We start from the raw sequence: 21200 nt of genomic DNA, 5'->3' as shown, positions 1-21200 counted from the left end.
ACAATTAATAACCGCAACAAACTGTAAGAACCCAATGAACGCACTCATAAAATCTGCAACCATCGTTGATTCTAAAAGTGATTTTCACAATGAAACGGTTGATATTTTAATTGAAAAAGGTCGCATCTCCAAGATTTCAAAACAGATTCCCAATTCCAATAATTACAAAGAAATCAAACTAAACAATTTGCATGTGTCGCAAGGTTGGTTTGATAGCAGTGTCTCTTTTGGAGAACCTGGCTATGAAGAGCGAGAAATTATTAGCAATGGGTTAAAAACTGCTGCAAATTCAGGCTTTACTGCCGTGGCTTTAAATGCGAATTCTAATCCTACTATTGATTCTTATGCTGATATTACCTTTGTAAAATCGAAAGCTCAAGATCATGCGGTTAGCCTCTATCCTATTGGCGCTTTAACACAAGGTAGCCAAAGTGAAGACTTAGCAGAACTCTTTGATATGACGAATGCTGGAGCTGTTGCTTTTTACGATTACCAAAAACCGATTAGCAATCCTAACCTAATGAAAATTGCGCTGCAATACGCGAGTAATTTTGACGGTTTGGTGTGTTCTTTTCCTGAGGAATCTAAAATTTCTGGACTAGGTGTCGTCAATGAACATATCAATAGTACAAAACTTGGATTAAAGGGAAACCCGGCGTTAGCTGAAGAATTACAAGTGGCTAGAGATTTATTCATATTGGAATATACGGAAGGTAAACTTCATATTCCTACAATTTCAACGGCAAAATCTGTAGAATTAATTAGAGCTGCCAAAGCGAAGAAACTGAATATTACTTGTAGTGTTGCGATACATAACTTAATATTTACAGATGATGTTTTAACCGAATTTGACACCAATTATAAGGTACTTCCATCGCTTAGAACACAAACCGATTGTGATGCTTTGATTGAAGGGTTAAAAGACGGTACCATAGATATGGTAACTACAGACCACAACCCTATTGATATTGAAGACAAAAAGATTGAATTCGATTTTGCTAAATACGGCACTATTGGTCTAGAATCAGCTTTTGGAGCGCTTCAAACTTTATTTACGACAAAAAAATCGATTAGCCTTTTAACTCAAGGCAAGTCTCGATTTAATGTTTCAGAACGTGTGATCAACGTAGGAGAAATTGCTGATTTAGCATTGTTTAACCCGGATAAAACTTATGAGTTTAATACAAATCATATTTCATCACGCTCTAAGAATAGTATGTTTTTAGGATCAAAACTTAAAGGTGAAACTTATGGCATCATAGCCAATAACAAAATTGCTTTAAAATAATGACTCAGAATACAATAGACGAAGGTAAAACTTTAGGATTAGTCGCCTACCTCACTTTATTTGGTACATTGATTGCCTTTTTTATGAACCAAGACAAAAAAAATCCATTTACTTTTTTTCATATTAGACAAGCTTTGGGATTGGGCATAACTTACATCCTTATCGCTTTTGTTATTACTAGTTTTGATAGCATAATGATAAGTATGTCCTTTTGGATATTCTTTTCAGTGCTCTATCTTTATGGCATTTACGGTGCTATTACAGGTAAGCAAAATAAAATCCCTTTACTTGGTGATTACTTTCAAAAAGTATTTAATTCTATTGGATAATAATTATGTCGAAATTACACTACATCACTAGACCGTCTTCGCTCAAAGAAAATGCCCCACTTTTAATTATGTGCCATGGATATGGTAGCGATGAAAATGATTTATTTTCCTTTGCTGCAGAATTACCAGAAGAATTAATGGTGATCTCATTAAGAGCACCTTACACTATGCAACCTTATGGAAATGCTTGGTACGCTATTAATTTTGATGCAGAAAAAGGTAAATGGAGCGATAATGAACAAGCCAAAAAATCCGTAGATTTAATCGCTGAATTTATTGATTACGCTTGTGGAACTTATGCAGTAGATTCAAATAACATTACTCTTTTAGGTTTTAGCCAAGGGACCATTTTAAGTTACGCTGTAGCATTGACATACCCTAAAAAAGTAAAAAACATCATCGCTTTAAGTGGTTATATTAATGAAGACATTATACCAACATCCGTCAATAAAGATGATGTTTCGCATCTTAATTTCTTTTGTTCTCACGGTTCTGTAGACCAAGTTATACCGGTGGATTGGGCACAAAAAGCACCTGTATTTTTAAAGGCTTTAGATATTAATCATGTGTATTCAGAATATCCTGTTGGGCATGGAGTTGCTCCTCAGAATTTTTATGATTTAAAGGCTTGGTTGAATAACTATATTTAGAGTTATAATTGACCATAATTAACACATTTAGAACTGAATAATCATTCTGCTCTATTTTCTTATTTAGATTTGTTATAAATAATTTGCATATGTCATATCGCGACGATACATTTGTCGAAAATTTAACTATTTATATCAAGTCTAAATAAAAACAGATGAAACACCTATTAGCAACTTTAACGGTTTTACTATTTACGCATATAGCGTTTGCTCAAAATGCCACTATAAATGGAACCGTTACTGATATTAATAATATAGCTCTTGTAGGAGTCAATATTTCAATAAAAAACACGACGAAAGGCGCACAAACTGACGACAACGGAAAATTCCAAATTAATGCCATTGAAAACGGAGATTACACACTTTTGATTTCTTATATAGGTTTTAAAACTAAAGAAGTAACTGTTACAATTGCAGATAATCAAAATGTAGATGTAGCGACTGTAATTCTTTACGAAGGAAATGAAATTTTAGAAGAAGTTGTTTTAGATGTGAATCGGAAAAACAAATTTTCAAGAAAAGCGAGTGCATATGTTTCTAAAATGCCTTTAAAGAATATTGAAAACTCGCAAGTTTACAATACAATTACCAATCAATTATTAGTCTCTCAATCTGTAAATACTTTTGAAGACGCTTTAAAAAATGCCGCTGGTGTTACCAAATTATGGTCATCAACTGGAAGAAGTGGTGATGGTGCCGGGTATTACTCTAGTCGTGGTTTTGCTGTGCAACCACAATTAGTAAATGGTGTTGCTGGTATTACTAATGGATTTATTAATCCGTCTAATGTAGAACGTGTGGAAGTCATTAAAGGCCCATCAGGCACTTTATTTGGAAGTTCTGTAACGTCATATGGTGGACTTATAAACATAATTACAAAAAAACCATATAGCGGAACAGGTGGCGAAATTACGTTTTCTGGTGGGTCTAACGATTTTGCAAAATTCAATGCAGACGTTAATGTCAGTGCAAATGATAAATTATCATTTCGTATAAATACAGGTTTTCAGCAAGAACATAGTTTTCAAGATGCTGGATTGAAAAAATCAGTTTTCATTGCACCCTCTATCTCGTACAAGGTTAACAATAATCTTACGCTTAACTTTTCTTATGAAGCATCAGATAATGAACAAACAAACGAAACGTTTTTATTCTTAAATCGCTACGGCACGTTAGCTTTTGACTCTATAGACGAATTAGGTTATGATACGAACTTATCGTTTACAAGCAACGATGTGACTATTAGCAACCTTACCCAAAATTACCGTGGAGAAGTGGCTTGGAAAATCTCTGATCAGTGGTCTTCCCAAACCTTAATTTCTGGAGGTTTAGCAGAATCCTTAGGCTACTATACCTATTTATGGAATACGGCAGATTACAGTAACTTTCCTGTAGTTGTTGGTACCGAAAACTTTGCATTATACGCACAAGACACTGATTCTAAAACTAAAACCATCAACCTACAACAAAACTTTACCGGTACATTTAAACTTGGAGATTTAGAAAACAAATTGTTAGTTGGTGTAGATTACTTAGACTATAATATTATTGACAACAGCTCTAATTGGGGCTACTTACACACTATAAATATTGATGGTGATTTAATTTACGGCGAACCTGAAATGAATGAAGAAAATTTAAGTGCTGCCTTATCCGGAATAGGAAATGTAGATAGCGACATTCGTCAAAATATTTTTGGTGCTTATGTGTCTGATGTCATTAATATTTTACCATCATTATCCGTTATGGGAAGTGTGCGTTATGACAGATTTGATTATCAAGGAGACCGACAAACTAATGCTGATGACTATTCGGAATATACCGAGTCTACGTTTTCTCCAAAATTCGGAATTGTTTATCAACCAATTTTAAACGAATTATCCATTTTTGCGAATTATCAAAACGGTTTTTCTTATGTAAACCCACAATATGTTACAACTTATGATGATTTAGGTGAGCCAACAACAACGCTAGAATCTTTTGATGTTGAACAAGCTAATCAATTTGAAGTTGGAGCAAAAACCAACCTTTTTAATAATAAATTAGAAGCGACATTAAGTTATTACAACATTACTGTAGACAACAAGTATTACTGGGCAACACAAACTCAAGATTTAGAAATTAATAGTCAAGGAATTGAGTTAGAGGTTAATGCTAATCCTATTTCAAACTTAAATATTCACTCTGGCTTTAGTTATAATGATTCTGAAATTACAGACTCGCCTTCAGCAAGATTTTTAGAAGGCAATCGTTACGGAGAATCTGGTGCAGAGTTCACATACAACTTCTGGGCTGATTACAAATTCTTTAAAAACTTTGGTGTAGGCGCAGGATTTAATGGACAATCTAAATATGATACCATGACGGATTACCAATCGGTAACTGGTAGTTTCTATATTCCTGCTTATACGATCTTTAATGCGTCATTATATTATGAGACTGATACATTTAGAGTAAGTGTAAAAGGAAATAACCTTAGTGATGAAACCTATTTTTCTGGATGGAGTACAATAACACCACAGCAAACACGATCGCTACTTGGTACGTTTACTTATAAATTCTAAATAGCCATAATGGAAAGAGCAAGCTTAATTGTAAGTTTGCTCTTTTTTTAATAACAATTAATTTATGACAACTAAAAAAATAATCTTTCAACTACATAAAATCTTAGGATTAGCAACAGGAATTGTTGTTTTCGTCGTTGCTATAACGGGTTGTTGTTGGGCATTTAGAGAAGAAATAGAAGCAACTTACGATGATTACAAATATGTAACACCACAAGATGCTCCTCTACTTACACCGACTGAAGCAAAGCATTACGCGAGTGTAGTTTTTCCTGATAATTCTATTCATGGCACTATTTTCAAAAAGAAAACAGATGCTATTGAAGTTATTTTTTATGATGCTGAACCAGAATTTTACCAAAGTGTATTTTTAAACCCTTACAACGGAGAAGTTATACAAGTCGATAATCATCTAACCGGCTTTTTTGCATTTATACTTAAGGGTCATATGCGACTTTGGCTACCAAAAGAGATAGGAGAACAAGTTGTGGCTGCTTCGATCTTAATTTTTATTTTGATTATAATTTCAGGTTTTATTTTATGGATACCTAAAAAGCGTAAAAACTTAAAACAACGTATAAAATTTGATTGGAAAAAAACAACACGTTGGAAACGTAAAAACTTCGATTTACATACGGTTGTTGGATTTTATATCTGTTCTTTTGCATTAATCATAGCCTTTACTGGTTCTGTAATATCTTACAATTGGTTAAAATATGTGGTTTATATCGCTGCAGACGGTGACAAAGTACCGGCTTTTATTATTCCTGAAAACGAAAGTGAAGCCTTGAGCGACAATGGTACTGTTCCTATGGATTACCTTATTGTAAAACTTCAAAAGGAAGAACCTAATGCGGTTTCTTATGAGTTACATTACCCAGAAACGGAAGACGAGAGTATTTATGTAGAAGTTTCTAACAGTGAAGGACTTTATTACGATGCTGATTATCGTTTTTTTGATCAACACACTTTAAAAGAAATTGAAACCCCTGCCATCTATGGAAAATATAAGGATGCAAAATTTGCAGATAAAATATTACGAATGAATTATGACATCCATATTGGTGCCATTGGTGGAATTGTTGGTAAAATTATCGCTTTCCTAATCAGTTTAATAACGGCAACATTACCAGTTACAGGTATTCTCTTATGGTATGGCAGAAATTACAAAAAAAGAACTTCTGCATAATTGAACTAAATAAAATCTTGGTGAGGTTTAGCCAATCTTCGGATATAGGAAATACTCCACTAATTTATACTTTAGGTCGTTGTTTTCGTCAATAGTATACGTTACAAAAATTTCACCCCAAAATTCTCCATCCGTAAAGTTAGCAACAATCCATTTATGATTCATAATTCTAACTTTATTAATCAGTAATTTAGAATCTGTCATAGATACGTAAGGAACGATTGGATGATCTTCCCCTTCATAATCATTCATACTATAAAGTCCATCAATTATAGCAGGAATCAACTGTTCAGTATCGTAACCTAGTGCTTCAAAATACGATAAAGCATCTTCGTTTCTATCAATATTAAAATAACTTAATTCAAAATTCTGCTCCTCTAAAGCTTTAATGACCTTATCTTTTTCAACGACTTTGTCTTTTATTTTAACAATATCTTCTTCATATTTATCAATAATATTTTTTGAATTCACATACTGAAAAATAAGCAACAGTACTGAAAAAATAAATAAATACATTAAAATTTTACTCTTCATATCTAAATGTTAATTTTTAAGTTATCGTATGCTAAAAAAACGTTTTCTGGTAATAGTTGTTCCACATCATCATGAAAACCTAATAGATGGCTAATATGTGTTAAATAGGCACGTTTAGGTTTTACTTTAGCTATAAATTCTAAAGCTTCTTCTAAATTGAAATGTGAAATATGTGGTTTAATTCTTAAGGCATTCACCACTAAAACCTCTAAATTTTGAAGTTTTTCAGTTTCAGAATCAGCAATCGTTTTCATATCTGTTAAGTAAGCAAACTTATGAAAACGGAAACCAAAAACTGGAAGCTTATAATGCAAGCCTTCAATTGGAACTACTTTAAGATGTCCTACCACAAATGGATTATTCGTAATTTCTGTGGTCGTTACACTCGGAACTCCAGGATATTTATCTTCAGTAGTAAAAATATAATCGAAACGCTTCTCTAAAGATTTAAACACACGCTGGTGTGCATACAAGGCAATATCTCCTTGTCGGAAAAAAAAAGGTCGAATATCATCTAATCCCATGGTATGATCGGCATGCTCATGAGTAAAAATTATACCATCAATTTTAGAGACTTTAGCCCTAAGCATTTGCTGTCTAAAATCAGGGCCACAATCTACCACAAACTTAAAATCGTCCCATTCCACTAACACAGAAACACGCAGACGTTTATCCTTAGGATTTTCACTTAAACACACCGGGTGATCACTCCCAATTATTGGAATTCCTTGCGATGTACCTGTACCTAAAAACGTAATTTTCAAAACTATAGAATTTCTTATGTGACTCTAAATTGTAATACTCGTAAAAAAACGCTCTATTTTTCTTTCAATTTCATTATAAAGAAAAAAAACACGGGTTACATTTATTATATTTTCAATTCAGAATTGCATTCACAAAAATAAACTTATTTTTTTGTTTGCAATAGTAAAATAGTACCTTTGCTAAAACGATGCAAACCCAATATCTATGAAGGACATAACGTACACAGGCGATTCTGATTTTGAAAATATTCCATCTCTAGCAGATAAAGCTTTACGAATAAACCTTAATAAAGATATTTACGGTACATTCTCTGAAATTGGAGCTGGACAAGAAACTGTACGGCAGTTTTTTAGAGCCGGAGGAGCTTCTGGAACTATTGCCAAAGCTATGTCTGCTTACGACAAAGATTTTAGTGATGCGATTTATGGGATTGAAGATGACAAACGTTATGTTACAGAAGCCAGACTTCGTAAGATGCTGAATCACGAGGTTAACTTGATGGAAAAGCGTATCACTAGAGATAAGCATCCAAACAAAATATTTTTCTCGTATGCCAATACCGTTGCTACCATAGATTTTGCAAAAAAATTTAAAGGTCATGGTTGGGTTGGTATTAAATATCAAGTTGCGCCTAGTGAGGAGTATAACGATATTATAATCCACGTTCGTTTTAAAGAAACTGATGCACGTTTACAACAAGAAACCTTAGGTAAATTAGGAACTAACTTAATTTATGGTGCCTTTTATAAATACAACCAACCTCGTAAATTATTACGTTATTTATACGACCATTTAGATAAAGACCAACTAGAAATTGATACGATTAATTTTTCAGGTCCTGTTTTTGAAAACGTCGATAATCGCCTAATGAGTTTACAATTGGTTAAAAACGGAATGACTGATGCGGTAATGTTTGCACCTGATGGTAATAATGTATTGCCAGCACGTGTACTTTACAAAAAGAATATCTTAACGCTTAGAGGTAGTTTTAGACCTGTAACGAAAGTCAACATGGATATGTTTGAGAAATCTTACGAAATGTTCATAAAAGAAAATAAAGTTGACAAGGATAAAACACAAGTAATTTTCGAAATCACATTATCTAATCTAAGAGCAGAAGGTGAAATTGATGAGCAAGATTTTATGGATCGTGCAAAATTATTGTGTTCTTTAGGACAAACGGTATTAATTTCTAACTTCCAAGAATATTACAAGCTAGTTGAGTACTTCTCTCAATATTCTAGAGCAAGAATGGGATTAGCTATGGGAGTAAATAATCTTGTCGATATTTTTGACGAGAAATATTACCGCCATTTAAGTGGAGGTATTTTAGAAGCCTTTGGAAAATTGTTCTACAAAGATTTACGGGTGTACTTATATCCTATGGAAAATGAAGATGGTAGTGTAACCGACAGTGAAAACCTTAAAGTGCATCCACGTATGAAAGAATTATACAAATTCTTTAAATACAATGGAAAAGTTGTCGATATTACAGATTACAATTCCTCCAACCTTACTGTGTTTTCTAGAACCGTTCTTAAAATGATTGCTAATAACGAAGACGGTTGGGAAGCTATGTTACCGGAAGGAGTTTCAAAACTAATTAAGGAAAAGAGCTTATTTGGTTGCGAATCTGAAGAGGTGATGCATAAAAATTGAGAAACGATTAAAACATAAAAAAGCGACTATTATTCTACATTTGGTAGGTAATAGTCGCTTTTTTTTTGCTTAATAGGTTGTTATTCGCCTAAAATCTGCTCAGTATGAGCCTTGGTTTTTACTTTTGAAATAACATCTTCAATCACACCATCTTCATTTATTACAAAAGTGGTTCTGTGAATACCATCATATTCTTTACCCATAAATTTCTTAGGTCCCCAAACACCAAAAGCTTCAATAACCGCTTTGTCTTCGTCTGCTAATAATGGATATTGAAATCCGTATTTTGTCTTAAAATTTGTTTGTCTTTTTGCACTATCTGCACTGACTCCCAAAATCTCATAGCCTTGCGCTTTAAAACGTTCGTAACTGTCATTAAGATTACAAGCTTCTGCTGTACAACCTGGAGTACTTGCTTTTGGATAAAAGAAAACAACTAATTTTTTCCCTTTATAATCGGATAATGAAATTACATTGCCTTGTTCATCGTTAGCCGAAAAATTTGGTGCCTTATCTCCTACTTTTAAATGTGTCATAATTGCGTAAATTTGTATTAAATCTCTTATTAGGTAAAAATACAAAATGACTAAACAAGAAAAAGTAAATTTCGTTATAAATACATTGTATAAACTCTATCCCGAAATTCCAATTCCATTAGATCATAAGGATCCTTATACCTTATTAATCGCCGTTTTAATGTCGGCACAAAGTACAGATGTACGCGTGAATAAAATCACTCCGTTGTTGTTTGAACGTGCCGATAATCCGTACGACATGATTAAATTAAGTGTCGAAGAAATCAGAGAGATCATCAAACCTGTTGGCTTATCTCCGATGAAAAGTAAAGGGATTCACGGCTTATCTCAAATATTGATTGATAAGCATAATGGAGACGTTCCTAAAACCTACGAAGCATTAGAAGAATTACCAGCTGTTGGACATAAAACGGCTGCAGTAGTTTTATCACAAGCATTTGGCATACCTGCGTTTCCTGTAGACACGCATATTCATCGCTTAATGTACCGTTGGAATTTAACCAATGGCAAAAATGTAGTACAAACCGAAAAAGACGCCAAACGCATATTCCCAGAAGAACTTTGGAATGATTTACACCTCCAGATTATTTGGTACGGCAGACAATATTCACCTGCTCGTGGTTGGGATTTAGAAAAAGATATTATTACTAAAACCATTGGAAGAAAATCAGTTTTAGATGAGTATTATAAAAAGAAGAAGAAATAATGGTCAATTGCAGTATGCAGTAATTGAGTATATAGATTGCAGCTTATAACTTCATAGCACTAACACAAGTTGTAGTGGTACAATTATTGAGGCCTTTGCTGAAATCAATCATCCATGAAAAAATTGATTATTCTACTATTAGTAATTATAGTAACCGCTTGTATTCCTGTATAGGTTGCTCCAAAATTTAAGAATCAGGATTATAAAATTATGCAAGCAAGGAAGTTTCAGAAACAAATGCCAAGAGAAACGGCTTTCATTTTTAAAGACTCTAAAGATGCTGAAGAATTTTATAATTACATCAACAAAAAATACAATCTAAATAATATTGACGTGGGCTACAATGTCCCTTTTGAACTGGAAGGCCAAACACTTTATTTATCCTATCATGAAGCCGAACGAACGGATAAAAACGTGAATCTTCCCTTAGCTTTAATTGATGCTAAACGGGAAAGTAATGGAAATTCTCGTTTGTTTGAAGGTAATTATTCAAACAGAACCGGTCATTGGTATATTATATTGACCGTTTTTGATGAGGATATTAAAAATTGCTTATTAGATAAGCATCCTTTAAGAGAAAAGACAATAGAATATCTAAAAGATTTAAAACAAGAATATCTAACAACTCAAAATTATGAAGCGTTGCTCTTTACAAAAAAATCCTGAAGCTTTCACATCAGGATTTTTCCTTTAATTAATTTAGAAGTGCTTCAAACTTCAATTTATTATAATCTATAACACTTAAAGCCTTTGAGTAATTCAAAAGGAAACTTATAGTTTCATCTTTTGGTAATAAATTATTATTTCTTGGGGAAGTACTAGAGTAAATTTTTGCCATTTTAGCTATTTATAAGTTTATATATAGCAAAAACGTAATAGAATATCCTTTATTGTATCAATTAGTCAAAATAATATTATTTTGTTCAATTACCTTACGCATATTAATTAGTGCGTAACGCATTCTACCTAAAGCGGTATTAATACTTACACCTGTCCGCTCTGAGATTTCTTTAAAACTCATATCTTGGTACATACGCATTAAAAGCACTTGCTTTTGGTCATCTGGTAATTCTTCAATAATACGTCTCACATCAGATTCAACCTGATCTTTAATCAGTACTTTCTCAGCATTTAAAGTTGAATCACTTAGTACAGAGAAAATACTAAATTCACCAGCATTATCAAATTTTGGCATACGACTATTTTTTCTAAAATGGTCAATAACTAAATTATGAGCAATACGCATAACCCAAGGCAAAAACTTACCTTCTTCATTATATTTACCGCGTTTTAAGTTCTTGATGACCTTGATAAACGTATCCTGAAAAACATCTTCAGTAACATCTCTATCATAGACCTTAGAATAAATAAAACTATAAATTTTTTGCTTATGCCTTTCAATTAAAACTGAAAGTGCGCTCTCGTCACCGTTAATGTAGTTGCTGACCAACGTTGCGTCTTGGATAAGTTCTTTTCTCATAATAATTACTTTAGTCCTTAGTAGTTGCTTACTAAGTTTGGGGTTACTAGCTGTGTTCTAAAAGTAATATTATGCTATACGCAGATGGTTTTTGAATTATGAATAAGTTTCAAATATAACAACAATCATTCCAATTAAACAAAAAAAAGTACTAAAATTTAACATTTTATCGGATAAAGTGCGCCTTTAATGGATGAAAAAAGTGATTATAGGCTACATTATTGTTAAGAATATGATTATTAAACGCTTTATTCTTAAAATGGAAGCCTGATCAAGCTAACAAACAACGTGAAATAATTGAGCTCAAAACCTTTCTCAGCATTTTTAAACTGGATCATTTAATTGAAATCCGCTTGCACTATGAAAGGGTTAAATAATAATTCCACTATCTATCAATTCAACGGTCTTTTTTCAAATAAAAAGTCACCATCCTTATCATCAGAGATGAATTATACAACATAGTTAAATCTTTACGAGCTATATAGTATCTTTGCAAACTTAGAACTTAATATTACCTATGAATACAACTGTTTTAGACGTTAGCCCAAAGGAAAATATCATTATTAAAGGTGCAAAATTGCATAACCTTAAAAATATTGATGTTGTCATTCCTAGAAATAAATTGGTGGTTATTACAGGCTTATCTGGTTCTGGAAAGTCTAGTTTAGCATTTGATACCTTATATGCAGAAGGTCAAAGACGTTATGTAGAAAGTTTAAGTAGTTATGCACGTCAGTTTTTAGGTCGACTCAACAAACCAAAAGTAGATTACATTAAAGGTATTGCACCTGCTATTGCGATTGAGCAAAAAGTGAATTCTACAAATCCACGTTCTACAGTTGGTACTACAACAGAAATTTACGATTATCTTAAATTATTATTCGCAAGAATCGGTAAGACCTACTCGCCTATTTCGGGTGAAGAAGTAAAAAAACATACGGTTTCTGATGTGATTAATTTCATTTCAAAATTTGAAGAAGGTAGTAAACTACTGCTTTTAGCACCTATTATTTTAGAAGAAGGACGAACTGTTGAAAACAAGTTGCAAACACTGCAACAGCAAGGTTATGCGCGTATTAAGGTAAAGGACGACGTTGTAAGAATTGATGATGCCTTAAAACAAACTATTAAATCAGATAAAAATCTATTCTTAGTTGTCGATAGAATTGTATTCAAAAATGATGAAGATTTCCTTAACCGCTTGGCAGATGCTGTAGGAACTGCTTTTTACGAAGGTGTTGGCACTTGTATTATAGAATCGCTTGCCGATAAAAAACAAACGACGTTTAATAATAAGTTTGAATTAGATGGCATGTCTTTTTTGGAACCGAATGCCCATTTGTTCAGCTTTAATAATCCGTATGGCGCCTGTCCTAAATGTGAAGGCTATGGAGATGTTATTGGTATTGATGATGATCTAGTCATTCCAAATACAGCCTTGTCTGTTTTTGAAAATGCCATTTTCCCTTGGAGAGGCGACAGTATGAGTTGGTATAGAGATCAATTAGTAAATAACTCACATCAGTTCGATTTTCCAATTCATAAACCCTATTTTCAATTAAGTGATGAACACAAAGCGCTCATTTGGAAAGGCAATACATATTTTGAAGGCTTAGATGATTTCTTTGCGGAACTCGAATCAAAGGCTTACAAAATTCAGAATCGTGTGATGTTATCACGGTATCGTGGTAAAACAAAATGTAGCGTGTGTAAAGGCAAACGCTTACGTGTAGAGGCTAGTTATGTTAGAATTGATAATGCGACTATTACAGATTTAGTCGACTTACCAATAGATGAATTAACGGTGTTTTTTAAAAATTTGACGTTAAGTGATAGTGATACTAAAATAGCAAAACGTTTGTTAACAGAAATCAACACTCGCCTAGGATTTTTATCTAATGTGGGTTTAAATTATCTAACCTTAAACCGAAAATCGAATACACTTTCCGGAGGAGAAAGTCAGCGCATCAACTTAGCAACATCATTAGGCAGCAGTCTTGTTGGGTCTATGTATATTTTAGACGAACCTAGCATTGGCCTACACCCCAAAGATACCGAACGTTTAATCGAGGTGTTAAAATCGTTACGAGATTTAGGAAATACAGTCATCGTCGTAGAACATGATGAGGATATTATGAAAGCTGCTGATTCTATTATTGATATAGGACCAGAAGCTGGAACTCTCGGTGGTGAAGTCGTTGCTGTTGGAAATTTTGAAGACATTTTATCCGCAGATACACTCACAGCAAATTACTTAAATGGTGACTTAGAAATTGAAGTCCCTAAAAAACGAAGAACTTCAAAATATAATATTGAAATTGTTGGTGCTCGTGAGAATAATTTAAAAAATGTAGATGTTACATTTCCCTTAGAAATGCTAACGGTTATTACGGGAGTTTCTGGAAGTGGAAAAAGTACATTGGTCAAAAAGATTTTGTTTCCTGCTATTCAAAAGAAGCTCACAGGATTTAGTGATAAAATTGGTCAGGTGTCTGAAATAAAAGGCAATCATAGCAATATTCAACATGTCGAATTTGTAGATCAGAATCCTATTGGTCGCTCTTCCCGTTCTAATCCTGTGACCTATATTAAAGCTTATGATGATATACGCGCCTTATTCGCGTCTCAAAAACTGAGTAACATCCGAAATTATGCGGCAAAACATTTTAGTTTCAATGTCGATGGTGGACGTTGTGAAACTTGTAAAGGTGAAGGAGAAGTTACTATTGAAATGCAGTTTATGGCCGATGTGCATTTAACTTGCGATACTTGTGGCGGCAAACGCTTTAAAAAAGAAGTCTTAGAAGTCAAATTTGAAGGTAAATCTATTGATGACATTCTAAACCTTACGATTGATGATGCTATTGATTTTTTCAAAAGCCATAAGCAAACTAAAATTCAAGGTAAATTACAACCACTTCAAGATGTTGGTTTAGGTTATGTAACTTTAGGACAATCCTCTTCTACCCTTTCTGGTGGTGAAGCACAACGCATAAAACTGGCGACATTTTTAGGAAAAGGTAGTAAAAGTGATAATGCCCTTTTTATATTTGATGAACCAACCACAGGACTTCATTTTCACGATATTAAAAAGTTATTGAAATCCTTTCAAGCGTTAATTGCCAAAGGCCATTCAATTATTGTCATTGAACACAATATTGATTTGATTAAATGTGCCGATTACATCATTGATTTAGGTCCTGAAGGCGGAAAACATGGCGGACAACTCGTAGCTTCCGGAACACCTGAAGAGATTATAAAAAACAAAAATTCAGTCACAGGTAAATATTTAAAAGAGAAATTATAAGATGGATTTACCTGAAGGTTTTCACGACGAAGTTATTGAAGCTGGAGAAAATTCATTTAGTCCTACTGACACCATAAAATCTAAAGTTTCAACGGCTCCTTTAAAATATGGTGGAGCAAGTTTTAAAACCAATGTTTTAATTCAAGCAAACCCGTCTAAATTAATATACAAACCTTCCATTGGGGCCGCTATCTTCAGTTTTGTATTTTTTGCTGTAGGCTTCGGAGTTTTATTTTTTGCCATATTACCCATATTTAAAAGTAATATTGAGACCGTTTCAATCAATTGGTTTCTCATCCTTTTTGGGTTACTATTTGCTGGAGCTGGTGGTTTTATGTTTTATATATTTTACAAACCAAGAGTATTCGACAAGCAACAAGGGCTTTATTACACGACTTACCAATTCAAACTACATAAATCGAGACGGCAACACTCTGAAGACTATCTACCTTTAAAATCAATTATTGCAATTCAAATTATTGGCGAGCACGTTCAAAGTGATGACGGTTCCTACAAAAGTTTTGAGCTCAACTTAGTTTTAGATGATGCTTCTAGAAGAAACGTCGTTGATCATGGTAATTTAAAATCTATTATTAAAGATGCTGAGATGTTGAGTACATTTTTAAATGTTCCAATTTGGCATGCTGGTTCTATTAACGGTTAATAAAACAAAAAGGCAAATACCATTATTGTTATTGTAGAAATTAAAACCACCGGAAAAAAGAGCATTGTAACTAAAGACGTTTTAATAAAACTTAAAAACCAACCTTGACGGTAAAAGCGTTTTATAGCGATAAAAAAGTATATAAAACAAGATAAAGTAATTAAGAGATCTATCCAATCTGGTATTTCATAAATTAAATTGATGCCAAATATGATACTCAAAACGGTAAAAATAAACGAGAAATAATAAAAACTAAATACCAAATGATGTGCATACCTCCCTCTAACAATATAGAATAGTTTAAGTATTAATGCAAAAATTGGTAGTACAAAAAATAAGGCAATCGGTATAGTATCGTAAAATCTACTTAAAATATTACCTGCATCTTTGTCTTTATAGAATTTAAGAACCTGCGTATATATTTTTCGCGTTAACCAACCATCATCTTCTTCTAATCCCATGGCTATATAAATATCTTTATCAGAAGCATTTACACCTATTAAAGAATCGATTTGTGACTCATCAATACCAAAGAAATCATCTTTCCGCTTGTAAAGGTTTTCTTGATTTGTGATAGAATCTATTTCTTTATCACTCATACCAGTAATAAATTTATTCTTCTTAAGTGCAAGAGCAACTTCCTTTCTAGCTATGGAATCATTTATATGCTTTAACGAATCTCTTTTTCTTGTTTGCACAGAATCTAAAACAATAGTTCCATCTTTATCAAAAATCTCTAGAAAATTATTGTTGAGATCAGAAACTTGTTCTCTAACTGTAAACGAAAAAATAAAAAAGAATAATACAGAAATAAACAAATACATCTGTGCAGGATGCAAATACATTAAACGCTTTCCTTTTATAAATTCTTTAGGCAGATACCCAGGTTTAAACATTAAAGGCACAAAGCTTTTAAAGAAACGTGCATCAAATGAAAAGTAATTGCTAATGGTATTATAAAATAATACACCTATGGTAAGTTCATCATTTGCTTTTTGACCACAATGCGGACAGAATTGAAAATTGTCATCAAAAGGTTGTTCACAATTCTGGCAATGTATTTGATTCGGTTTCATGGTTAATTGTTGGTCTTGGTTTAAAAGTAATAAAATTTACAACATCTCAGGTATTAATACTAAAACACATACCACCAATTGTAGTTATTTCGGTCACCTTTAATTTGAATACACTAACAATCAAAGATTTATATTTTTGGCACGCTGTTTGTTTTATACTAACCGAGTTTAATTTAAAACCCAATTATTATGAAACGAATTATATATTTATTTGCAACTTTAGTCGCTATAAGCACAACTGCATTCGCAACCAACACAACATCGTCTGAAGCAGAGTCTTCAATTAATAACTACGTGAGAGGTTATGGTAATTCTTTCATATTTAATGAAGCAGGAATTGAATTTTCTGTGTTCGCTGATGGTCAGTTCGATTTTTACTTACCTAATTATGGTCCAGATGTAAGCGTTGGAATTAATACTCCTGGTTTTAGTTTGAGTTTTAATACAGGGTATGATTACAATCCTTACGTACAATATGATGAATTTGGTGCTATCATTCAAATTGAAAACACACCTATCTATTATGATTATTATGGACGTGTTAACCAAATTGGAAACATCTTTATCAATTATAACAGTTTTGGTAGAATAAGTCGTGTTGGTGGATTAAATGTATATTACAGAAACAATGTATTCTACAGATATGATGGCTTCATTAATATCTACAACAGATCGTACGTTTACAGACCATGGCACAGATTTTATGCGGTACCACATGCGAACTTTAGTGTTGTTCACATCAACCCATACAGACAATATTATACACCAGTAAGACATATATATTACAGACCATACACTAACAATGTAAGACATTATAACATTGGAAGACGTGACAATGGTTATGCAGTAAGAAGAACAACAACTACCACTAGAAGAAATGTTAGTTATGCGCAAACTCCGAGAAACAGTGCTGAACGTACTATTAGAACACAAGTACAACGTAGAAACACAACCATAACGAGCACAAGAGCAAACCGTTTAAGCAACGCCAATACAAGGTCTACATCGACAAGAAGTACTGCAACACCAACGCGTTCAACAACAAGAAGTTCAACTCCGGCTAGAACAACAAGAACAAGCACCGCAACACGAACAACGACTAGAACCGTTACACCTAGTAGAACTCAGACGCAACGCTCTACAAATGTAACGCCTACAAGAAGTTCAAATTCTAATGTGACCAGAAGCAGTTCTTCTGTGTCTAATAGAACAGTAACAAGAAATAGTTCATCCGTTAGAAAACCGAGTACAACTAATTCTCGTATATCTACTAAAGCAAAGTCGTCGGCTGTAAAAGCAAGATCAAACGCAAGTAGTAGAACTAGCAATCAAAGTTCTACAAGATCTAGCTCAAGTCGATCTAGAGGATAAAAAGTTTTTTTGGTTGGTTAGAAGTTCCCGTTTGTCGTATGCCTCAAAGCACCTTACGGGAATTTCTTGTTTTTATAAGTACCTAAAGTTTTAGGTACTTTTTTATTTGTTCTGAAATATCTTCAGACACATTCAGTTTATAAATAAGAATGAGATATACGATACCAATTAATAAAGATTTTAAAATGATATTAGCTATGGGATGAAATGGAAATTCCCAAAAGTAGAACACCATAGATAATACAACTAATATTAGCATAACTTTAGCTGAGCCTATAGTAAATGGCAACATATTAAATTTCTGTTTTACGAATATAATTTTAATTGTATTGTAAATACATACTGCCAAAAATGTAGCAAAAGCGGAGCCTTCAATACCATAAATAGGAATAAAAACAGCATTCAGTACAATAGCCATTAGTGCCAATATAACTCCAAAAAATAAAACCATTCTATAATAATCGCTATTAAATAGGATGGCATTATTATTTCCTAAACCATTATCGTAAAGCTTAGCTAGACTTACTATGAGTACTACAAAAAGTCCTCCTGTAAACTCTTCTGGAAGGATTTCATAAAGCTGATTGATATTTAAAATAATAAGTAAAAAAATAAAACCACTCACTGCTAAAAGCGTCATAGAACTTCGCTTGTATAAATCTTCTAAAGCGAAATTGTCCTTTTCGTTAAGATATTTAGCCGTTAGTGGCAGCATAATTTGATGCATAGCGCGTTGCGGAACAGCAATAACTGTAGCTATAAAAATGGCTACACTATAGTAAGCCACTTGCTCAATATCGGGTACTATTAATCCGATCATAAACTTATCAATATCCAAAATAAGCATCGCCACAGAACCAGCAATAATCATTAAGGCTGAATATTTTAATATGGAAAAACGATTTTCTAATCTCCGAAACTTTAAGGTTGGGAATCTTACCGAATACGCATATAGTTTCATAATTAGAAGTCGTAAAACATAAACTCCAACCATTGCAACTATAAAATTGTCTACTGTTAACCACTCTAAATACACCGCAAAAAGTAATATCATAATACCTACACGGTGAAATATCTCTTTCATTACATTTCCAAAAACCGTTTGCATTTGCACCTTTGTCCACGCAAAAAAGATTTCGAAATAAGCCATAGCAATGGCTAGAATAAAAATATGCCAGACATAATTCTCTACAATTTGGTTCTCTCCAGCAAGCCAACGGACAATGGAATCATAGGCAAAATAACCTATAAATCCTGTGGGAATTATAAACACCAATGGCAGAAACAGCATCAGCGTTAAAAAACTATTGATACTGCTCTTAGATTTAAAAGACGAATAGAATTTAACAATCGCGTTATGAACACCAAAGGCCATAAACGGCATCATAATATTAGCTGCAGACAATAAAAACGCAACTAAACCATAATATTGATCTGATAAAAAATTGGTGTAAAGAAAGAGTGTATTAATAGCTCCAATCCCAAAACCCAAATAGGTTGTGATGGTGTTTTTAAATGATTGGTTTAATACGATTCCCATAGCTTTACAAATAACAACTTTAAAATATCAAATTCCAAAATGATTTTAGAATACACAACCCTAAGAGTTTCGTTCGGTAGCATCAAACTAAAAAACATTTTATTTCTCACTAATCTTCAAGGGGACAACCTCACATTTGCTAATAATTACTCTAAAGATTTTTACATTAACAACCTTATTAAAAGTCATTTAAGTGTTTAAAATCCTCTGAGCTAATTTTTGCGTCAGAGCTTTTCTGCTATATGGTTGTAAACCGATAGCATGTACTCTTAGTGTATTGTTTTGAAACGCTTCAAAATAGCTTACGAGTTGCGTTTTTAATTCCGCTTTTTGATGGTAATTAAAATACGTTCCTGTATTGGTGGATTTGATAATTTGTTCTACATCTGAATCTCTTGGGCCAATGGCTAAAATTGGTGTTTCAGAAATGAGATATTCAAAAACTTTTCCTGGAATGATGGCTTTAGTGTCGTCTGAATCAATTTCAATTAACAATAATAATTGTGATTTCATTTGAAACCTTAACGCGTCATCATGGCTAACGTAGCCAACTACATCCACATGACTTTGTAACCCGTTCTGATGTATAGACTCAATCACATCATCACTCACAACTCCTATTAATTGTAATTTAAAAGCTTTTGAAAATGATTCATTTTCTTGTATTAATTCTGAAAGTGTTTTCCATAGCACTACAGGATTTCGCTCCGATAATAACGAGCCTATATGTGATAACGTAAACTTCTCGTCTTTTTCTTTTACGCTTATACTATGAACATCATAACCATTAGTAATAACCGAAATAGGTTGACGCGTTTTAGTTTGAAACTCGTTTTTGGTATGATTACTCGTTACTATAATGTCATCAGCAGCATTTAAAACCTTATGTTCTAAATCGATATGTTTTGCTTTTGAAGCCTTCGTAAGTTTTAACTCTTTATGATAGCCAATCGTTGTCCAAGGGTCTCTAAAATCAGCAAACCATTTGACACCTAATCCTGCCTTTAATTGTAAACCTATAAGATGTAAACTGTGCGGTGGACCAGTCGTAATTATCGTTTCAATCTGATGCTCTTTTATATAACTTGAAAGAAATTTAACCGATGGTTGTATCCAATTTTTACGAGCATCGGGAATAAAGAAATTCCCTCGTACATAAAGCATCGCTTTTTCTATAAAAGATTGCTTTTTAGCTTTAGGAATCACGCCAGAACTTATTTTTTTAGATTTCTCTTTTGAAAACAGACTCGCTAAACCATAAGGTTCATTTATCGGTTGTTTTAAAACGGTAATAGCTTTCGGGATGTCATGCACCAAACTTTCATCCCTTATAGGATAGTTTGGATTTTCAGGGCAATAGACTACAGGTTCAATACCAAACTCAGGCAAGTACTTCACAAATTTTAACCAACGCTGTACGCCTGGACCTCCAGCTGGTGGCCAATAATAGGTTACGATTAGTACTTTTTTTTTGCTCATTTCTGTCATTCCTGCGAAAGCAGGAATCTACTTTTTTTTGCTAATTATGGATTCCTGCCTTCG

General features: G+C 33.1%; 19 protein-coding genes. 11 read left to right on the top strand and 8 right to left on the bottom strand.

From position 1 onward, the window contains the following. Window positions 1-34: 34 nt before the first annotated feature. The 5 genes from KO515_RS02360 to KO515_RS02340 all read left to right on the top strand — a co-directional run bounded on the left by KO515_RS02360 (window position 35) and on the right by KO515_RS02340 (window position 6020). Window positions 35-1288 carry a dihydroorotase gene (locus tag KO515_RS02360; RefSeq protein WP_215934782.1) on the top strand — a complete coding sequence of 418 codons (1254 nt, stop codon included), beginning with the start codon at window positions 35-37 and terminating at the stop codon, window positions 1286-1288. Next, a complete protein-coding gene (locus KO515_RS02355; protein WP_178985103.1) occupies window positions 1288-1617 on the top strand; it encodes a hypothetical protein in 330 nt (109 codons plus the stop codon). The genes KO515_RS02360 and KO515_RS02355 overlap by 1 nt, the downstream gene beginning before the upstream one ends. Before the next feature lie 5 nt (window positions 1618-1622). Further along, entirely contained in the window at window positions 1623-2267 is a 645-nt protein-coding gene (locus tag KO515_RS02350) for an alpha/beta hydrolase (protein ID WP_215934781.1), read from the top strand. 155 nt (window positions 2268-2422) lie between these two features. Then, a complete protein-coding gene (locus tag KO515_RS02345) occupies window positions 2423-4831 on the top strand; it encodes a TonB-dependent receptor (RefSeq protein WP_215934780.1) in 2409 nt (802 codons plus the stop codon). Between the two features lie 64 nt (window positions 4832-4895). Further along, on the top strand, window positions 4896-6020 hold the full coding sequence (locus KO515_RS02340; RefSeq protein ID WP_215934779.1) for a PepSY-associated TM helix domain-containing protein: 1125 nt from the start codon (window positions 4896-4898) through the stop codon (window positions 6018-6020). A 27-nt stretch (window positions 6021-6047) separates the two neighbouring features. Here the strand turns inward: KO515_RS02340 and KO515_RS02335 are convergent, their stop codons facing one another. After that, complete coding sequence (locus tag KO515_RS02335) at window positions 6048-6554, bottom strand: hydrolase (protein WP_252723762.1); 507 nt, start codon at window positions 6552-6554, stop codon at window positions 6048-6050. A 2-nt stretch (window positions 6555-6556) separates the two neighbouring features. After that, window positions 6557-7318 (bottom strand): MBL fold metallo-hydrolase, encoded by a 762-nt coding sequence (locus KO515_RS02330; RefSeq protein WP_215934778.1) that lies wholly within the window; start codon window positions 7316-7318, stop codon window positions 6557-6559. Between the two features lie 205 nt (window positions 7319-7523). Between KO515_RS02330 and KO515_RS02325 the strand changes: the two genes are divergently transcribed. Beyond that, a complete protein-coding gene (locus tag KO515_RS02325; RefSeq protein ID WP_215934777.1) occupies window positions 7524-8978 on the top strand; it encodes a TonB-dependent receptor in 1455 nt (484 codons plus the stop codon). Between the two features lie 80 nt (window positions 8979-9058). On the opposite strand, the gene bcp is transcribed toward KO515_RS02325, so the two are convergent. Next, the gene (gene bcp / locus KO515_RS02320; RefSeq protein ID WP_215934776.1) at window positions 9059-9514 is read right to left on the bottom strand and encodes a thioredoxin-dependent thiol peroxidase; all 456 of its coding nucleotides are present in this window, start codon (window positions 9512-9514) and stop codon (window positions 9059-9061) included. Between the two features lie 46 nt (window positions 9515-9560). On the opposite strand from bcp, the gene KO515_RS02315 reads away from it, so the two are divergent. Both KO515_RS02315 and KO515_RS02310 read left to right on the top strand, forming a co-directional pair. Further along, on the top strand, window positions 9561-10220 hold the full coding sequence (locus KO515_RS02315) for an endonuclease III domain-containing protein (protein WP_215934775.1): 660 nt from the start codon (window positions 9561-9563) through the stop codon (window positions 10218-10220). Window positions 10221-10430: 210 nt separating this feature from the next. Beyond that, entirely contained in the window at window positions 10431-10886 is a 456-nt protein-coding gene (locus KO515_RS02310; protein WP_215934774.1) for a hypothetical protein, read from the top strand. Between the two features lie 28 nt (window positions 10887-10914). Here KO515_RS02310 and KO515_RS02305 read toward each other — a convergent pair whose 3' ends face one another. Next, entirely contained in the window at window positions 10915-11058 is a 144-nt protein-coding gene (locus KO515_RS02305) for a hypothetical protein (protein ID WP_215934773.1), read from the bottom strand. 57 nt (window positions 11059-11115) lie between these two features. After that, window positions 11116-11700: an RNA polymerase sigma factor gene (locus KO515_RS02300; RefSeq protein WP_215934772.1), complete on the bottom strand. Its 585-nt coding sequence runs from the start codon at window positions 11698-11700 to the stop codon at window positions 11116-11118. Window positions 11701-12217: 517 nt separating this feature from the next. Here KO515_RS02300 and uvrA point away from each other — a divergent pair. Both uvrA and KO515_RS02290 read left to right on the top strand, forming a co-directional pair. Beyond that, a complete protein-coding gene (uvrA, locus tag KO515_RS02295) occupies window positions 12218-15007 on the top strand; it encodes an excinuclease ABC subunit UvrA (protein WP_215934771.1) in 2790 nt (929 codons plus the stop codon). A 1-nt stretch (window position 15008) separates the two neighbouring features. Then, window positions 15009-15671 carry a hypothetical protein gene (locus KO515_RS02290; protein WP_215934770.1) on the top strand — a complete coding sequence of 221 codons (663 nt, stop codon included), beginning with the start codon at window positions 15009-15011 and terminating at the stop codon, window positions 15669-15671. On the opposite strand, the gene KO515_RS02285 is transcribed toward KO515_RS02290, so the two are convergent. Next, window positions 15668-16747: a DUF3667 domain-containing protein gene (locus KO515_RS02285; RefSeq protein ID WP_215934769.1), complete on the bottom strand. Its 1080-nt coding sequence runs from the start codon at window positions 16745-16747 to the stop codon at window positions 15668-15670. The two genes, KO515_RS02290 and KO515_RS02285, sit on opposite strands and share 4 nt — an antisense overlap. Window positions 16748-16936: 189 nt before the next feature. Between KO515_RS02285 and KO515_RS02280 the strand changes: the two genes are divergently transcribed. Further along, window positions 16937-18118 (top strand): hypothetical protein, encoded by a 1182-nt coding sequence (locus tag KO515_RS02280; protein WP_215934768.1) that lies wholly within the window; start codon window positions 16937-16939, stop codon window positions 18116-18118. Window positions 18119-18200: 82 nt separating this feature from the next. Here KO515_RS02280 and KO515_RS02275 read toward each other — a convergent pair whose 3' ends face one another. Together KO515_RS02275 and KO515_RS02270 are read right to left on the bottom strand one after the other, a co-directional pair. Then, complete coding sequence (locus KO515_RS02275) at window positions 18201-19658, bottom strand: oligosaccharide flippase family protein (RefSeq protein ID WP_215934767.1); 1458 nt, start codon at window positions 19656-19658, stop codon at window positions 18201-18203. Window positions 19659-19847: 189 nt separating this feature from the next. Further along, window positions 19848-21137 (bottom strand): glycosyltransferase, encoded by a 1290-nt coding sequence (locus KO515_RS02270; protein WP_215934766.1) that lies wholly within the window; start codon window positions 21135-21137, stop codon window positions 19848-19850. Between the last annotated feature and the right edge of the window lie 63 nt (window positions 21138-21200).

This window comes from Winogradskyella psychrotolerans (assembly GCF_018860545.1).
Classification (GTDB): domain Bacteria; phylum Bacteroidota; class Bacteroidia; order Flavobacteriales; family Flavobacteriaceae; genus Winogradskyella; species Winogradskyella psychrotolerans_A.
The sequence above is the reverse complement of the archived record's forward strand: the minus strand, read 5'-3'. Positions and strand labels throughout refer to the sequence as shown.

Bases quoted from the DNA above. Each gene is read 5' to 3' on its own strand.
- KO515_RS02360 (WP_215934782.1), top strand. From the start codon at position 35: ATGAACGCACTCATAAAATCTGCAACCATCGTTGATTCTAAAAGTGAT.
- KO515_RS02355 (WP_178985103.1), top strand. From the start codon at position 1,288: ATGACTCAGAATACAATAGACGAAGGTAAAACTTTAGGATTAGTCGCC.
- KO515_RS02350 (WP_215934781.1), top strand. From the start codon at position 1,623: ATGTCGAAATTACACTACATCACTAGACCGTCTTCGCTCAAAGAAAAT.
- KO515_RS02345 (WP_215934780.1), top strand. From the start codon at position 2,423: ATGAAACACCTATTAGCAACTTTAACGGTTTTACTATTTACGCATATA.
- KO515_RS02340 (WP_215934779.1), top strand. From the start codon at position 4,896: ATGACAACTAAAAAAATAATCTTTCAACTACATAAAATCTTAGGATTA.
- KO515_RS02335 (WP_252723762.1), bottom strand. From the start codon at position 6,554: ATGAAGAGTAAAATTTTAATGTATTTATTTATTTTTTCAGTACTGTTG.
- KO515_RS02325 (WP_215934777.1), top strand. From the start codon at position 7,524: ATGAAGGACATAACGTACACAGGCGATTCTGATTTTGAAAATATTCCA.
- bcp (WP_215934776.1), bottom strand. From the start codon at position 9,514: ATGACACATTTAAAAGTAGGAGATAAGGCACCAAATTTTTCGGCTAAC.
- KO515_RS02315 (WP_215934775.1), top strand. From the start codon at position 9,561: ATGACTAAACAAGAAAAAGTAAATTTCGTTATAAATACATTGTATAAA.
- KO515_RS02310 (WP_215934774.1), top strand. From the start codon at position 10,431: ATGCAAGCAAGGAAGTTTCAGAAACAAATGCCAAGAGAAACGGCTTTC.
- KO515_RS02305 (WP_215934773.1), bottom strand. From the start codon at position 11,058: ATGGCAAAAATTTACTCTAGTACTTCCCCAAGAAATAATAATTTATTA.
- KO515_RS02300 (WP_215934772.1), bottom strand. From the start codon at position 11,700: ATGAGAAAAGAACTTATCCAAGACGCAACGTTGGTCAGCAACTACATT.
- uvrA (WP_215934771.1), top strand. From the start codon at position 12,218: ATGAATACAACTGTTTTAGACGTTAGCCCAAAGGAAAATATCATTATT.
- KO515_RS02290 (WP_215934770.1), top strand. From the start codon at position 15,009: ATGGATTTACCTGAAGGTTTTCACGACGAAGTTATTGAAGCTGGAGAA.
- KO515_RS02285 (WP_215934769.1), bottom strand. From the start codon at position 16,747: ATGAAACCGAATCAAATACATTGCCAGAATTGTGAACAACCTTTTGAT.
- KO515_RS02280 (WP_215934768.1), top strand. From the start codon at position 16,937: ATGAAACGAATTATATATTTATTTGCAACTTTAGTCGCTATAAGCACA.
- KO515_RS02275 (WP_215934767.1), bottom strand. From the start codon at position 19,658: ATGGGAATCGTATTAAACCAATCATTTAAAAACACCATCACAACCTAT.
- KO515_RS02270 (WP_215934766.1), bottom strand. From the start codon at position 21,137: ATGAGCAAAAAAAAAGTACTAATCGTAACCTATTATTGGCCACCAGCT.